11 protein-coding genes are annotated in these 16,097 nt (G+C 44.5%); 7 read left to right on the plus strand and 4 right to left on the minus strand.

Annotation, left to right across the window (positions count from 1 at the left end; translation table 11 throughout):
- Positions 1-8: 8 nt before the first annotated feature.
- Positions 9-470, plus strand: a complete 462-nt coding sequence (locus tag AB4503_RS08770; protein WP_010438352.1) for a tripartite tricarboxylate transporter TctB family protein — start codon at positions 9-11, stop codon at positions 468-470.
- Between the two features lie 8 nt (positions 471-478).
- A complete protein-coding gene (locus AB4503_RS08775; protein WP_372114327.1) occupies positions 479-1,981 on the plus strand; it encodes a tripartite tricarboxylate transporter permease in 1,503 nt (500 codons plus the stop codon).
- Positions 1,982-2,191: 210 nt separating this feature from the next.
- On the opposite strand, the gene AB4503_RS08780 is transcribed toward AB4503_RS08775, so the two are convergent.
- The 3 genes from AB4503_RS08780 to AB4503_RS08790 all read right to left on the minus strand — a co-directional run bounded on the left by AB4503_RS08780 (position 2,192) and on the right by AB4503_RS08790 (position 7,758).
- A complete protein-coding gene (locus AB4503_RS08780) occupies positions 2,192-2,908 on the minus strand; it encodes a FadR/GntR family transcriptional regulator (RefSeq protein WP_102332116.1) in 717 nt (238 codons plus the stop codon).
- 519 nt (positions 2,909-3,427) lie between these two features.
- On the minus strand, positions 3,428-5,581 hold the full coding sequence (locus AB4503_RS08785) for a heparinase II/III family protein (RefSeq protein WP_372114329.1): 2,154 nt from the start codon (positions 5,579-5,581) through the stop codon (positions 3,428-3,430).
- 2 nt (positions 5,582-5,583) lie between these two features.
- Positions 5,584-7,758, minus strand: a complete 2,175-nt coding sequence (locus AB4503_RS08790; protein ID WP_372114331.1) for a heparinase II/III family protein — start codon at positions 7,756-7,758, stop codon at positions 5,584-5,586.
- 333 nt (positions 7,759-8,091) lie between these two features.
- Between AB4503_RS08790 and AB4503_RS08795 the strand changes: the two genes are divergently transcribed.
- From AB4503_RS08795 to AB4503_RS08815, 5 genes are all read left to right on the plus strand, one after another.
- A complete protein-coding gene (locus AB4503_RS08795; protein WP_009846518.1) occupies positions 8,092-8,427 on the plus strand; it encodes a cupin domain-containing protein in 336 nt (111 codons plus the stop codon).
- Between the two features lie 34 nt (positions 8,428-8,461).
- The gene (locus AB4503_RS08800; RefSeq protein WP_017061485.1) at positions 8,462-9,394 is read left to right on the plus strand and encodes a sugar kinase; all 933 of its coding nucleotides are present in this window, start codon (positions 8,462-8,464) and stop codon (positions 9,392-9,394) included.
- 73 nt (positions 9,395-9,467) lie between these two features.
- Positions 9,468-10,094, plus strand: coding sequence for a bifunctional 4-hydroxy-2-oxoglutarate aldolase/2-dehydro-3-deoxy-phosphogluconate aldolase (locus AB4503_RS08805; protein ID WP_017061486.1), 627 nt, complete (start codon positions 9,468-9,470; stop codon positions 10,092-10,094).
- Between the two features lie 861 nt (positions 10,095-10,955).
- Positions 10,956-12,722, plus strand: a complete 1,767-nt coding sequence (locus AB4503_RS08810; protein WP_017061487.1) for a sodium:solute symporter family protein — start codon at positions 10,956-10,958, stop codon at positions 12,720-12,722.
- 247 nt (positions 12,723-12,969) lie between these two features.
- The gene (locus AB4503_RS08815) at positions 12,970-13,734 is read left to right on the plus strand and encodes a transporter substrate-binding domain-containing protein (protein WP_029235150.1); all 765 of its coding nucleotides are present in this window, start codon (positions 12,970-12,972) and stop codon (positions 13,732-13,734) included.
- Positions 13,735-13,808: 74 nt separating this feature from the next.
- Here the strand turns inward: AB4503_RS08815 and AB4503_RS08820 are convergent.
- Positions 13,809-16,097 (minus strand): cadherin-like domain-containing protein (locus AB4503_RS08820; protein WP_372114333.1); only part of this gene is annotated, 2,289 nt, incomplete at its 5' end.

Raw genomic sequence — 16,097 nt, forward strand, 5'->3', positions numbered from 1 at the left:
TAAACTCCATGTCTAACTCTCACTCTTACTTAAACCGAAACGTCGTTTTCCCTTCTATCATCATTATCCTTAGCGCAATCGCGTTCGCGCTGATCACTCAATTTGATCGTCCGATGTACCAAGATGCAAGTGTCGATGCAAAATTCTTCCCGATGATGATTGTGATTGCCCAAATTGCTATCTGTATTGTTCTCATCGTTCAACACAAATTAAAAGGTGCCTCTGAACAACAAGAAGCGATGATAAGCAAGATGTCGATTTTCGGCGTTGCTTTTCTTATTGGCTACGCATTACTCATCAGTGTAGTTGGCTACCTTTATGCTAGTTTGATTGCATTTATGTTCTACCTCGTTTACTTCAAAGTGAAGAAGCCAATCTATTACGTTGTCGCCGTTGTCTTTGTGTTCGCGGTTTACTATCTATTTGGCGAGGTGTTCTACATCGCGCTTCCTGAAGCAACGTGGTCTTAGGAGGTCATATGTTTGAATATCTAATCGATGGTCTCTCAACTGCAGTTAGCTTTGCAGTGCTTCCTGTCCTTGTTTTTGGCGTACTGGGCGGCGTTATTTTAGGCGCACTACCCGGACTTACAGCGACAATGGGCGTGGCAATTCTCCTTCCATTTACCTTTGGCATGGAACCGACTTCAGCCCTTGTGATGTTAATTGGTGTATACATTGGTGGGATTTACGGTGGCTCAATTGCCGCAATTTTACTTAAAACCCCAGGAACACCGGCTTCTGCAGCAAGTGTACTCGACGGTCACACTATGGCTGTTAGAGGACAAGCAGCAAGAGCATTAAGTATTTCTGCTGTTGCATCATTTATTGGCGGGCTGTTAAGTACTATCGTCCTCATCGCGATTGCGCCTAAATTAGCGACCTTTGCACTGCGTTTTAATGCGCCAGAATATTTTGCACTCGCTCTGTTTGGTTTAACGATTATTGCGAGTGTTTCTTCGAACAACATTTTTAAAGGGTTACTTGCGGGAACCATTGGATTATTGGTTTCAACTGTTGGACTCGACCCAATCAGCAGTGTGCCAAGATTTACTTTTGACATCATGGATCTTTACAGCGGAATCAATGTCATCCCTGTCTTAATTGGTTTATTCGCTCTATCTGAGGCATTAAACCAACTAGAGAAGCTGTTCTCTGAAAAGAAAGTCGTTGCACCGAAATTTGACCACAAACTATTAAGTAAAAGTGATCTCAAAGAAATGCTACCAACGGCCATAAAAAGTGGTTTGATGGGAACAACTATCGGCTCGGTACCGGGTGCTGGTGCTGATATATCTGCATTTGTTTGTTACAACGAAGCAAAACGTTCGTCTAAGAACCCAGAAGAGTTTGGTAAAGGCTCGGTTCGTGGCCTTGCAGCCGCTGAATCTGGAAACAACGGCGTAACGGGTGGCTCGCTAGTTCCGTTATTAACACTAGGTGTTCCTGGAGATGCCGTGGCAGCGGTTCTTCTTGGTGCACTTATAGTACAAGGACTCATACCAGGCCCACTGCTATTCGCCCAAAACCCCGAAGTGGTTTATGGCGTGTTCAGCTCAATGTTGGTCGCTAACCTTGTGATGTTAGTGATTGGTTTACTGGGTATTCGCTTCTTCTGTCGAATCATTGAAGTACCGAAGATCATCATGATTCCAATCATTGTCTTCCTTTCAATTGTCGGCGCTTACGCAATTAACAACTCGATGTTTGATGTGGGTATTGCAATCGGTTTCGGTCTACTTGGCTTTATCTTAACTAAACTGGATATCCCTTCTTCACCGATTCTGCTTGCGATCATCTTAGGGCCAATGGCAGAAACAAACCTTAGAAAATCACTGCTGATGTACGATGGCAGTTGGTCTTTCCTTTATGAGCGTCCTATTGCTCTCGCGTTTATCGTGTTAGCTGTATTCTCGGTTTATTCAACGTTAAAAATGAAGAAAAAGCAGAAACAAAAGCAAACTTACGAACATCATGATTAGCCGCTTGTTTAAGCTAGAATATTGAAACAACTCAAAGCCAGAGACAACAGTCTCTGGCTTTTTTCATACATGAAAGCAGCCAATTTTCGTAAACGGTAGACAACAAAAAAGGTATGCACTTGGCATACCCTTTTAAGTCGTTTATCCGAGCGTAATGCTGTTCATCTCTATATGAGGTGACTCATCTACCTACGCTCTAGATTATTTCTATTACGCCGTCGCCAGACGGTGGTTGGCATCTTGCAAGTGTGCAGCAGACACAACTCGTGCCTTATCACTATCACCAGCCATGATTGCTTCATAGATTCTACGGTGTTCATTGATACACGTGCTTCCTTCTTCAGAAGAGTGCACGATGAAGTTCACGAACATCGTAGTCAAGATATTGCCGAATGGCAGGTAGAAGTCATTACCTGTCGCATTAAAGATCAAGCTATGAAAACGAGTATCAATATCTGTCCAACGCTCTTGATCAAATACTTCAGCCTCATCCACTTCTACCATTTTTTGGAAGATTTCTGAAAGTTCAATGCGTTGTTCAGCCGTTGCAAATTTAGCCGCCAGTGCGCACGCTTCAGGTTCAATCGCACGGCGAAGGCCTAAAAACTGAGAACAGAATTGATCTATGTCGGTTAGACCATCCATCCATTCAATCAGCTGAGGATCAAGAAAGTTCCAATATGCGCGGTCGACTACACGAGTACCGATTTTCGGGCGGGACTCTAACAAACCTTTAGAAGTTAATAGTTTAACTGCTTCACGTAGTGCCGTTCGGCTAATACCAAACTGTTCACATAACGCCATTTCACCAGGAATAATAGAACCTTGCGGCAGATCGCCAGACAAGATTCCACGAGCGATTTCACGCGCTACTTGCACGTGCAGGCTACGCTTCGAGCCCGAAATTGAATTAAAAGTGCTAATCATAAGTTCACTTATTTTATATGTTATGTATTATTTAAGGATTACTATAACAGTATTTCAACCTACAGCCAATTGAGTAAAATCCAAACGAATCACAACCTGCAAATTTTTATAATCAGAGATTTAAAAAACATCCTGTGAGAAACGTTATCTTAAATCACTCATAAATCCGTACTCAAAACTAACCCTCTTTGTATCGGTATGAAAACCACCAGCACAGCCTCGAAAAACCATGGGAAAAAGGTACACCTTTAGAAGCGCAATTCATTAACCGCCAGAGATTATTAAATGAGATCCCCTTCCCAAATTACATCAGCCTCTGTCCTACACGCATAAAAAAACCGAGCAACTCACAACGAGTTACTCGGTTTGACTTATTTCCGATATTCTTTGTCATCGACATTAATTTCGTTCAGTTACTTAGATGCGAACACCCTTACAATCGAACATGATATGGCGCTTCGTTCCCGCAAAGCACCACATCAGCACACACCATCGTTAAATGGTATGTGTGTTGATCATTTACAGTTGAGCAAATGACCCTTCCCACGAGTATGTCTCACCCGCGAACTCAACAGTGTGAGTTGCTTGCTGCGTGTCTTCAGCTTGGTTTGAGATACCGTAGTGGTAAGTGTTGCCAGAAGTAGTCTGAATGCGAACAACAGTCCCGACACTGTTATGGCCCACAACAGATACTGATTTAACTAGACCACGAGCGCCTACAGAGGCTTCGATAGATTCGTTAAAGTAACCATGCGTTTCTAGTACAGAAGCAAACACGTGGTTTTGACCAGACTGACGTAAGATAAACGCAGGTTCACTCTTAAGATTGAAGTCTGGATCGTTAGCACCAGTGCGAGCAAAAATCACTTCGCTGCCCGCATTAGCGCTGGTTACTAGGCTGTAGTAGCTGCTGTCATGTAGCCAGCTTACTAGAGAACCCTCTTCGTTCACTTTGCCTGAAGCCACGTTCCATAGGTGTTGGTAACCGTTGTCTTCACCTAATGGCTTAAGCGTTTTTTCCATGTTGTAATCGAAATCAGTACGGATGATCTGGCCAGAGTGGTGAACGGGAAGATCGTACTGGTGCTCAGCGTCAGCTTCGATGCGGTAAACATCAATCACTAACGGCTTCTCGAACTCAGGAAGTTCAGCAAGAATCACGCTGCGTTGCATGTCTACGCCTGTGTAGTACTCAGAAATTGTGCCGCTCATGCCTTGCAAAGACTGGTCGTCTGCTACGAAGAAGTGCTTCTGACCAAACTTAGACTCAGCCAATGCTGTGTTGAAGTTATTCTGCGTTTTCTGATCAACCGTTACTGTGTTGTGAGCAACCGTCTGCTTACAGTAAGACTTGTTCTCTGGAATGTAACGACCACCAAACTTAGGCTCAACGTTTACCCAGCGACCGAAGCCGTAATCGTGCAGCACTTCGTGGCCACGGTTGAATACACTTAGGTGCAGTCCATCGTAGTGACCGTGGTCTAGCGCAGAGTGGTACTGGTGATCGCTGCCGTGTTGACCGAACCAGATCAACGCCATGGTATCGTCGTCTTTCTCATCACGGTGACGAAGAATGCTAACGCCGCCTTTCTCACCTTCAGGGCCGTCGGTAACGAACAGGCTACCCCAGTTGAATGGTTTGATTTCATCAGCTGCTTCAACAGCGTCAGACAATGTTTTACCTGAAGCATGAACCCAAACATTTTTTTGGTGATCAGCCATACCAAGCAGAGTTTCAGTCTGCTCGTAACGGTGGTAACACACAGACGTTGCCATGATAACGCCTTCATCGTTGATAGAGATCGTCTTCGATGAATCGTTCAGAGCTGGCAATGTACCGTCTGGGAATGCGGTTTTGAATACAGAGTAAGATGTTGTCTTGATCACTGAATCGTTGAATTCATAGATACCGACTTCAGGCTGACGACGTTCAATCGCTTCTGCGAACAGGTAGATTGGACGTAGAGAGAAGCGGTGGTAGTAAGGACCTTCCATGTAGTAGCCGTCTGGCGAAAACAGTTGGTCAAGTTGCGCTAAGAAACCGCCGCTTACTTTGTCCAGTTTCAGGCCATAAAGTGCTTTATCTACAGATTCTTGATCGTTGATCGCGTAACCACAGATACCTACCGCTGCCACTGCCCATAGGCCGTGGTTGTGTACGATATCGAAGTCGTGTGCGTAAGTCACAACGAACATTTCGATCATTTGCTTAAGAAGATCGTCTTCGATCAGACGCTTCTGCTCTTCAGAGATTGTGTGGTAAATACAGCTGTACGCACAAGAAGCGTAAAGCATCCACATGTTCTCGTTCAACGTTTGGTGGAACAGCTTACCCGGAGGGTTAGAGTCACGGCTTACGTTGCTTTCCAATGTTGGGTATACCGTCGCGTACGCTGTTAGCATATCAACGATGTAATCACGGTACTTAGTTTCCTCAGTGATAAGGAACAAACGACCCGCTAGATCCATATGGATGTAGTTTTGCTTATGACGGTTATGTTCATAACCGCCACCTTCGCCATGACCTGGAACTTCGATGCCAACTTCAGCCATGTAAGCGTCAGTTTGTTTAATGTCACGAGTTAGTGCGTTACCTAATAGGCTATCCTTGCCAAGTTCTTTACGAAGCTCTGCTGCTTCTTCAAAGTTAAGTAAAAGTGGTTGATAGCTCATTATTATTTCCCCTGCTCTAAAGTCGTTTCTACTGAGTAGAAGCCTGTCCAGCTGTATACTTTGCCGTTCAGTTCTACTTTGTGTTCAGTGCTGTCAGTTGCGCCAAGTTGGTTACTGATCATCACTGTCACGTTTGATTTCTCTGTCGTAATTTCTACTACTGAACCTACATTCGTGTGAGCAACAACATTGATGTTTTTCACAACACCACGAGCGTTTACTGATTGCTCGAATTCTTCGTTAAAGTAACCGTGCGTTTCTAGCACAGAAGCAAACAATGTTGTTTCGCCTTTGCTACGTAGAATGAATGCAGGCTCTGAACGTAAATTAAAGCTTGGATCGTTAGCACCAGTGCGAGTGAAGATGATTTCTCCGTTCTCGTTCGAACTTGTACCCAACCAAGTATAGTACGTGTCGTTCTGTAACCAGCTAACTAACGCAGTACCATTCACTTCACCACTCGCTACATTCCATAGGTGTTGGTAACCGAAGTCACTTCCTAGTGTGTTTAGCTCTTTGTTTGCTTGGTATTCGAAGTTAGTGCGAATAATTTGACCTTGATATTGATGAGAGTAATCAAACTGGTGGTCGCCTTCGCCGCCTTTTGTCGAACCTAAGCGGTACAAGTCTAACAATAGCGGAGACTCAAGCTCTTCAAGGTTTAGCATGAACACACTGCGTTGCATGTCAAAACCTTCGTAATGATCGTTAGCAAATGCGCTCATGCCATTGATTTGCTCGTCTTCTACTTTGAAGAAGTGTGGCAAGCCGTGTACTGCATCTGCACGTTCAACGTCAAAGTTGTTCTGACATTTTTCATCAATCGTTACTGCGTTATGTGCAATTGTTTGACGAGCGTAAGATTTGTTTTCGTCTAGGTAACGGCCGCCGAATTTAGGCTCAACGTTCACCCAACGACAGAAACCGTATTCACGCAGTACTTCTTGACCACGGTTGAAGAAAGAAATACCCAGCGTATCAAAGTTACCGTGACCCATGCCGTGTTGGCCGTAGTTCATAACAAGTTGAGAAACGTCGCCTTTCTTATCCTGCATACGGATAAAGCCTTGCGCGCCGTTGTGACCTTGAGGGCCTTCGTTCAATTCAACACTTGGCCAGAAAGGCATGCCGATTTCTTTCTCAGCAGAAGCTGCTTCGTAGGCTTTAGATAGCTCAAGACCACATGGATGCATCCATACTGCGTCTTGAATCTTCGCCATACCCAGAATATTTTGGTCTACGCCGTTTTCAGACGAGTAATGTTTGCTGTAAACGCTCACTGCAACCTGAACACCCATGTCTGTAATGCCCATTGTGCGAGATGCATCGTTCAGAGCTGGGAACTCACCGTTCGGGTAAGCCGTCGCAAGCATGGCTTGTACTGTGTTACCAATCACGCCGCCTTTGTAGTTGTAGATATCAACTTCAGGCATATGACGGTGGATCACTTCCGCGAATACACAAGTTGGGCGAATCGCGTAACGGTGGTAGTAAGGACCTTCCATGTAGTAGCCAGACGGTGCAAACAGCTGAGAAACTTGCGCTAGGAAACCGCCAGTATCATTACGATCAATGCCGTACACCGACATTTCAAGGTACTCACGCTTGCCAAGAGCAAGACCACAAATACCGACAGCGGCTACAGCCCAAATACCGTGGTTGTGAATTCGGTCGAAGTCGTGTGCGTATTTAACTGTGAACATTTCTAGCATTGGTTCGAAAATACGAGACTCAATATTGTCGCGTTGTTCTTGTGTCAGGGTTGAAGCAACACAAGAGTAAGCTAAGCTTGAGAACATTAACCAGCAGTGTTCGTTCAGGATTTGGTGGAACAAACGACCTGTAGGGTTAGTGTTTTTCTGTACGTGGTAATCAAACGTTAGGTATTTGTCTGCGTACTCTTCTAGTAATTCTGTAACAAAGTCAGCGTACTTTTGCTCTTTAGTGATCAAGAACATGCGACCAGCTAGATTCATGTACGTGTAATTTTGCTTATGGCGGTTATGTTCGTAACCACCAGCCTCACCATGACCTGGGACATCAATAGGTAAACGCATGAATGCTTCTAGATCTTTCGCGTTCGCTGCAATGGTTTTGCCCATTAAGCTAGAACGGCCCACTTCAAGGTGAAGTTGCTCTATTTCAGCTTCAGTCAACAATACTGGTTTAGTCGTCATATTCTTTGTCACCCTCAATAAAGAGTTTATCTGCTTAAACTTTGATTAAATTTTCAAACTCCATATAAAGTAATACAATATGAGCTTTAATTATACCTATTCGTCGCCAAATGATGAGTAGAGTCACACTATTAGTCATAAGTCATTGATGTAGCTGACTAATGGTAAATGTCAGCCATTTATTAAGTTGTTGATTTATTTACGCTATATGAAGTATCGCTTGATCAATATCACACAAATTTAGATATATTGTATTACAATTGAGCTCATTCCCTTATGATGGATGCAAGTTAAGTAACACTTAAAAGATTTAAACAGATTAGGAGATACACAATGAACTCTTTCTTTATCCTAGATGAAAACCCATGGGAAGAACTTGGTGGCGGCATTAAGCGTAAAATCGTTGCTTACACTGACGATCTAATGGCAGTACACCTATGTTTTGATAAGGGCGCGATTGGCCACCCTCATACTCACGAAATCCATGACCAAATCGGTTACGTAGTTCGTGGCAGCTTCGAAGCTGAGATTGAAGGCGAAAAGAAAGTCCTTAAAGAAGGTGATGCTTACTTCGCTCGTAAACACATGATGCACGGTGCCGTTGCACTAGAGCAAGACAGCATCCTTCTTGATATCTTCAACCCTGCGCGTGAAGATTTCCTAAAATAATAAACAGCGCAACCTCAGTTGCTAAGGTAAGCATATGAAATCATTAAACATCGCGGTCATTGGCGAGTGCATGGTTGAGCTACAAAAGAAACAAGACGGGCTTAAGCAAAGTTTCGGTGGCGACACACTAAATACTGCACTTTACTTGTCTCGCTTAACAAAAGAGCAAGATATCAACACGAGCTACGTAACAGCACTAGGCACTGACCCATTCAGTACCGACATGTTAGAAAAGTGGCAAGCGGAAGGTATCGACACTAGCTTAATTGCTCAGCTTGATCACAAACAACCAGGGCTTTACTACATCGAGACCGATGAAACTGGTGAACGCAGTTTCCACTACTGGCGTAATGATGCTGCAGCAAAATTCATGTTTGACCAGGAAGACACACCTGCTCTACTTGATAAGTTATTCTCTTTTGATGCGGTTTACCTAAGTGGTATTACGCTTGCTATCTTGACAGAGAATGGACGCACGCAGCTATTCAACTTCTTAGACAAATTTAAAGCTCAAGGCGGCCAAGTATTCTTCGATAATAACTTCCGTCCAAAACTTTGGGAAAGCCAACAAGAAGCGATTTCTTGGTACTTGAAGATGCTTAAGTACACAGACACGGCTCTACTGACGTTCGATGACGAGCAAGAGTTGTACGGCGACGAAAGCATTGAACAGTGTATTGCACGTACGTCTGAATCTGGTGTGAAAGAGATCATCATTAAACGTGGTGCTAAAGACTGCCTAGTAGTTGAGAGCCAAAGCGCACAGTACGTTGCTCCAAATCCAGTAGACAACATTGTTGATACAACAGCGGCTGGCGATTCGTTCAGCGCGGGCTTCCTAGCTAAGCGCTTAAGCGGTGGCAATGCACGTGATGCAGCGTTAGCAGGTCACATTGTGGCAGGGACTGTGATTCAGCATCCAGGTGCTATCATTCCTCTAGAAGCGACGCCTGATCTGTCTCTATAATTACGCACTTTAACTATTAATCAAGGGTTTGCTTAGTTGAAAGCAAGCCCACATTTAACGTGAGAAAGAATTCATGACGACATTAAATGAACAACTAGCAAACCTAAAAGTAATTCCTGTAATCGCTATCAACCGTGCTGAAGACGCTATCCCTCTAGGTAAAGCACTTGTTGAAAACGGCATGCCATGTGCAGAAATCACGCTACGTACAGAATGTGCAATCGAAGCGATTCGCATCATGCGTAAAGAATTCCCAGACATGTTAATTGGTTCAGGTACTGTACTGACTAACGAGCAAGTTGACGCATCTATCGAAGCTGGCGTTGATTTCATCGTAAGCCCAGGTTTCAACCCGCGCACTGTTCAATACTGTATCGATAAAGGCGTTGCAATCGTACCGGGTGTTAACAACCCAAGCCTAGTGGAACAAGCAATGGAAATGGGCCTTCGCACGTTGAAGTTCTTCCCTGCTGAGCCTTCTGGCGGTACTGGCATGCTTAAAGCACTAACAGCGGTTTACCCTGTTAAATTTATGCCTACTGGTGGTGTAAGCTTGAAGAATGTAGATGAATACCTATCGATCCCTTCTGTACTTGCGTGTGGCGGTACTTGGATGGTTCCAACTAACCTTATCGACGAAGGTAAGTGGGAAGAACTGGGCAAGCTTGTTCGTGACGCAGTTGATCACGTTAACGCTTAATCTGTTTTAGATTGAGTGATGAAGCCTCACCTCGGTGGGGCTTTTTGTTATCTGTCATTTATTGCGCTGACTAACCGTAAACACGCTCAATCAACGTTCTGTTTCCCCTATACCCTATCGCCTTTCTCCCTATGGGCTCGTAAAGATCCGTGACTAAGACAGGCAAGAACGAGTAATGTAAGGCTTTCAATCTACGTCAGTATGCATCTAGCGAAGCGTTACTGGTGCCCCCTATCGCCTATCCAGTTTCTTATCCAGCCCCTTATCCAGCAATGTTCCTTTTCGATACGTCATCAAACATCTCTCGTGGCATCTAATGAAGGTCACAATAGACAAAGTGAGCCGCAAAATGTGTCCCGTCCGTCCAGTTTAACGCCCACTCAGTGACAAAAATTCCAAATATGCACCTCTATGGCACGAAAAAATGAATAAATAGCATAGAAAGGCTACAGAGCCGCAGACAAATACAAAATAGCGAAGTGAAAACAATGAGCTACACTTGAAATCCCAATACAGAATTTTTCAGTATAGAGTTCCAAATTAACGTGAATGTCGTCGCACAACACACCAATTTGTAGCACATTTGTTACGGTTATAATTAAAATCTTATAGATACGGCAAAGTAAGCGCTTCTGTTTATATTGTAATACATATAAACATTTAACCCTCAATTTATTTTAGATCTCAAACAAAATACACTCACATTTAAATTCAATTAAAACAAATACTTATATAACCACGTGTTAGAGGCCGAAAAATCAATGCGACCTAGATCATACTAAAGACATATTGTAGTACAAATAAACCTTGGAACGCGTTAATCTAAGGCCAGTTAATTATGATATTTAAAAGGCTGAAAAGATGACTATTGATACTTTTGTTGTTCTCGCCTACTTCTTCTTTTTAATCGCGATTGGTTGGATGTTCCGTAAGTTCACCACCTCTACAAGTGATTACTTCAGAGGGGGCGGCAAAATGTTGTGGTGGATGGTTGGTGCAACTGCCTTCATGACACAATTTTCAGCATGGACGTTTACAGGTGCCGCAGGACGCGCATTCAATGACGGTTTCGTTATTGTAATCCTATTCTTAGCCAATGCTTTTGGCTACTTCATGAACTATATGTACTTCGCTCCAAAGTTCCGCCAACTTCGTGTGGTAACGGCGATCGAAGCTATTCGTCAGCGCTTTGGTAAAACGTCTGAACAGTTCTTCACATGGGCAGGTATGCCGGACAGCCTTATCTCTGCAGGTATCTGGCTAAACGGTCTAGCTATCTTTGTAGCAGCGGTATTCAACATCCCAATGGAAGCTACCATTGTGGTAACGGGTATGGTTCTAGTATTGATGGCAGTAACCGGCGGCTCTTGGGCGGTTGTTGCTTCTGACTTCATGCAAATGCTTGTAATCATGGCCGTGACAATCACTTGTGCGGTAGCAGCTTATTTCCACGGTGGCGGCTTAACTAACATTGTTGCTAACTTCGACGGCGACTTCATGTTAGGTAACAACCTAAACTACATGAGCATCTTCATCCTTTGGGTTGTATTCATCTTCGTGAAGCAGTTCGGTGTAATGAACAACAGCATCAACGCATACCGTTACCTATGTGCAAAAGACAGTGAAAACGCACGTAAAGCGGCAGGCCTAGCATGTATCCTTATGGTTGTTGGTCCACTAATTTGGTTCCTACCACCTTGGTACGTTAGTGCATTCATGCCTGAGTTCGCTGAGCAATACACATCAATGGGCGACAAAGCCGGTGATGCTGCTTACCTAGCATTCGTACAAAACGTAATGCCAGCAGGTATGGTTGGTCTTCTTATGTCAGCAATGTTCGCTGCAACGATGTCTTCTATGGATTCAGGTTTGAACCGTAACGCTGGTATCTTTGTAATGAACTTCTACAGCCCGATTCTTCGTAAAAATGCGACTCAGAAAGAGCTGGTTATTGTAAGTAAGATAACGACTATCATGATGGGTATTTTCATCATTGCGATTGGTCTATTCATTAACTCTCTGCGTCACTTAAGCTTGTTCGATATCGTAATGAACGTAGGTGCGTTGATTGGCTTCCCAATGCTTATCCCTGTCCTACTAGGTATGTGGATTCGTAAGACACCTGACTGGGCTGGTTGGTCTACTCTAGTGGTTGGTGGTTTCGTTTCTTACATCTTCGGTATCTCTCTGCAAGCAGAAGACATCGAGAACCTATTTGGTCTAGAAACAGCGCTTACAGGCCGTGAATGGAGCGACTTGAAAGTAGGTCTTAGCTTAGCTGCTCACGTAGTGTTCACAGGTGGTTACTTCATCATGACTTCTCGCTTCTACAAAGGCCTATCGCCAGAGCGTGAGAAAGAAGTTGACCAACTATTCACTAACTGGAACACGCCGCTTGTAGCGGAAGGTGAAGAGCAACAAAACCTAGATACTAAACAGCGTTCAATGCTTGGTAAGCTTATCAGCACAGCAGGTTTCGGTATCCTAGCAATGGCTCTGATTCCAAACGAACCAACAGGACGCTTGTTGTTCCTACTATGTGGTTCAATGGTACTAACCGTTGGTATCCTATTGGTTAACGCATCTAAAGCTCCGGCTAAGATGAACAACGAGTCAGTCGCTAAATAGCTAAATAAGCAGCTAACAAGTTAAACCAAAATGAAGCCCATGTTATTCGATAACATGGGCTTTTTGTTTGTCTTCGGTTTATCAAAACGGAATATGAAACGCACCTCGATCAATGCTCACAAACCATAGAAATACCTATCTCCTGCCCTCGTTTTATCTTCTTTTCCAACCTTTCCAATGGTTTGATCTCTTTCTCTGATTGTTTCTGTTACTTTGAATGACAACACAAACACAACAGACAATTACAATGAAAAAAACATCACTATTACTTGCCTCCATTGCTCTGGCACTTTCTGGTGTCGCACAAGCTGACCAGCTAGAAGACATTCAAAAATCAGGCACTTTGCGTGTGGGCACTACTGGCGACTACAAGCCTTTCTCTTACTTCGATGGTAAAAGCTACTCTGGCTACGATATCGATGTTGCACAGCACATCGCGGAACAATTAGGCGTTGAATTGAAGATTGTTCGTACCACATGGAAAGCTCTACTGACCGACCTAGACGACGATAAGTACGACATCGCGATGGGCGGCATTACGCGTAAAATGCAGCGTCAGTTAAACGCGGAACAAACTCAAGGCTACATGACCTTTGGTAAGTGTTTCTTGGTTGCGAAAGGCACCGCAGAACAGTACGACAGCATTGAGAAAGTGAACCTTTCTTCTGTTCGTGTGGGCGTGAACATTGGCGGCACTAACGAGATCTTTGCCGACGCGAACTTGCAGAACGCAAGCTTCACACGCTACGAGAACAACCTCGACGTACCGAAAGCAGTAGCAGAAGGCAAAGTTGATGTGATGGTGACAGAAACGCCTGAAGGTCTATTCTATCAAGTAACTGACGAACGTCTTGAAGCGGCACGCTGCGAAACTCCATTCACCAACAGTCAGTTCGGCTATCTGATTCCTAAAGGTGAACAACGTTTGTTGAACACGGTGAACTTCATTATGGATGAGATGAAATTGAAAGGTGTTGAAGAAGAGTTCCTGATCCACAACTCCCTTAAGTAACTCTTTTCAATTTATACCGTAACAAAAAAGAGCCAGCAATGCTGGCCTCTTTCGTTATGGTTCAATGGTTCGCTTTAACCGTGAGTTATCACATTCTGCTGTACCAAGGCATCCAGAATGTCCGAAGGCATGGTGCTACTTAAGGTTAGCTGTGCCGCAAGGTCTTCAACCACAATCACCTGTTCCGTAGTACCTAAGCCATCCGGGTTGATCGTAAGCTCAATATCATCCCCGTCCACTTTCGCGTCTATTTGTTGTAGCAACGCGGTCATGTCTGGAGATGTATTTTTAAGCTCCGGCAACACTTCTCTCAAGTCAATGCTGTCCCCTTCCGACAAATCAAAGTCGGTAATCGTATCTTCAACACCATCTTCGATGTTAAGCCATACGAACGAGTCCATACCATCACCACCAGTCAGAATGTCTGAGCCTCCGCCGCCAATCAGGGTGTCGTTACCGTCACCGCCAACAAGCGTATCGTCACCTGCGCCACCTTCAAGTCGATCATTCCCTGAACCACCCGTTAAGTCAGTCGCATTAGCACCAGCCAGTAACTGAACATCATCGGTTTCCGAAGCCAAGTTAATATCAACTGCGTTAGACACAATGTTCAAGTTAAGGTCAATCGATGCAGAGGTTGCTGTATCGTTGTTGTCAGTCTCTTCAGAAACCGCCTCGACTTTCAGTGTGTAGTTACCTGGAGTTTGAGAAAGCCCAACCGCTTGCAAGCTTTCAATTGCATCTGCCGTTGCTACCCAAACACCACCGCCAAGATCCGTCACAGAACCCGCAGCACTGGTGATTTGAGCGCCAGCAGGTACATCACTGATATGCAGCGTTAGCTCTTCTGTAATGTCCGTTAAGGCTGCGATAATCCCAACTAAAGGAATGCCACTCGCACTCACAGACTGACTCGCAGTAATATTTCTCACGTAGTTAGTCGCACTATCGATCGACAGGGTTGGTGCATTCGCCACTGGCGTCACCGCGATGTTGTAAACCACAGGTGCTGTCTCTATCGCAATACCTGAAGGGTTGCCGCTGTCTTTGGCAACAACTTCTAATCCAATACTATTGGTTGGAGACAGGCTCGCATCAAGGAAAACACCATTTGGACTGGTTGGCGTATCAATCAACGCATTCAGGTCACTCAATGTCCCCACTAAGATGACTGAACCCGTGTTGTTGCCGTTAACAACAACCGTCGTCACTGCTGGAAGTGATACATTCAATGTACCGTAATCCACCGTCAGCGTGACGGTCATCAGATCATCAGAAAATGTATCTACATAATCAGGGTCACTGACATTGATACCACTCAACAGTTGACCAGCATCCTCGTCAATAACCGTAGTGACACTGTCACCATTAACGACCGGTGTATCGTTCACTCCATCGACAATCGCGGTGATCTCCGCTGTATCCGTTAGGAAGTCATTAGCGCCGTTGGTTGTACCATCATCCTCTACGGTATAGGTAAACTTAACGTTGCCGTTGTATTCATCAGCTGCCGTAAATACCCAGTATGGGCCAGTGATCGTAGCATCATCAGCACCACCTACGTTCTCGAAGCGTTGTAGTTGACCTTGGCCTTCATCGAGCGCCAGATTAGTCACGGTAATCGTGTCGTTTTCCGGATCGCTCGTCGCAGCAATTAAATCGCCCTCTTTGATGATCAACTGACCTTCTTCAAGGATGTTGCCTAAGTCGATGTCCGTTGCTACAGGAGCATCATTCACTTCCGTTACTTCAAGACTAATTTCAGCACTGTCGGTTAGGAAGTCATCCGCGCCATTAGTTGTACCGTCATCAGTAATTGAGTAATTGAATTTAACGTCACCGTTAAAGTCGTTGTCCGCTACAAATAGCCAGAATGGTCCGGTAATCGCCGCGTCATCGGCGCCACCTGCATTTTCAAAGCGGGTTAGTTGGCCTTGTCCCTGAGTCAGAGTTACACCAGTTACTGTTAAGTTGTGGTTTTCTGGGTCAGAGCTTGCTGCAATTAAATCCCCTTCAACAATGACGATTTGACCATCTTCTGCAATCGAACCTAAATCAACGTCTGTCGCGACAGGTGCATCATTCACTTCCGTTACGATGAGGCTAATTTCAGCGCTATCGGTCAAGAAATCATCCACACCATTGGTTGTGCCATCATCGATAATGGAATAGTTGAATTTCACATCACCGTTGAAATCATTATCTGCAACGAACAGCCAGAATGGTCCGGTAATCGCCGCGTCATCGGCGCCACCTGCATTTTCAAAGCGGGTTAGTTGGCCTTGTCCCTGAGTCAGAGTTACACCAGTTACTGTTAAGTTGTGGTTTTCTGGGTCAGAGCTTGCTGCAATTAAATCCCCTTC

Origin of the sequence: Vibrio sp. 10N.222.55.B11, from assembly GCF_041473705.1 — a bacterium.
In the GTDB taxonomy this organism is placed as follows: Bacteria; Pseudomonadota; Gammaproteobacteria; order Enterobacterales; family Vibrionaceae; genus Vibrio; species Vibrio crassostreae_C.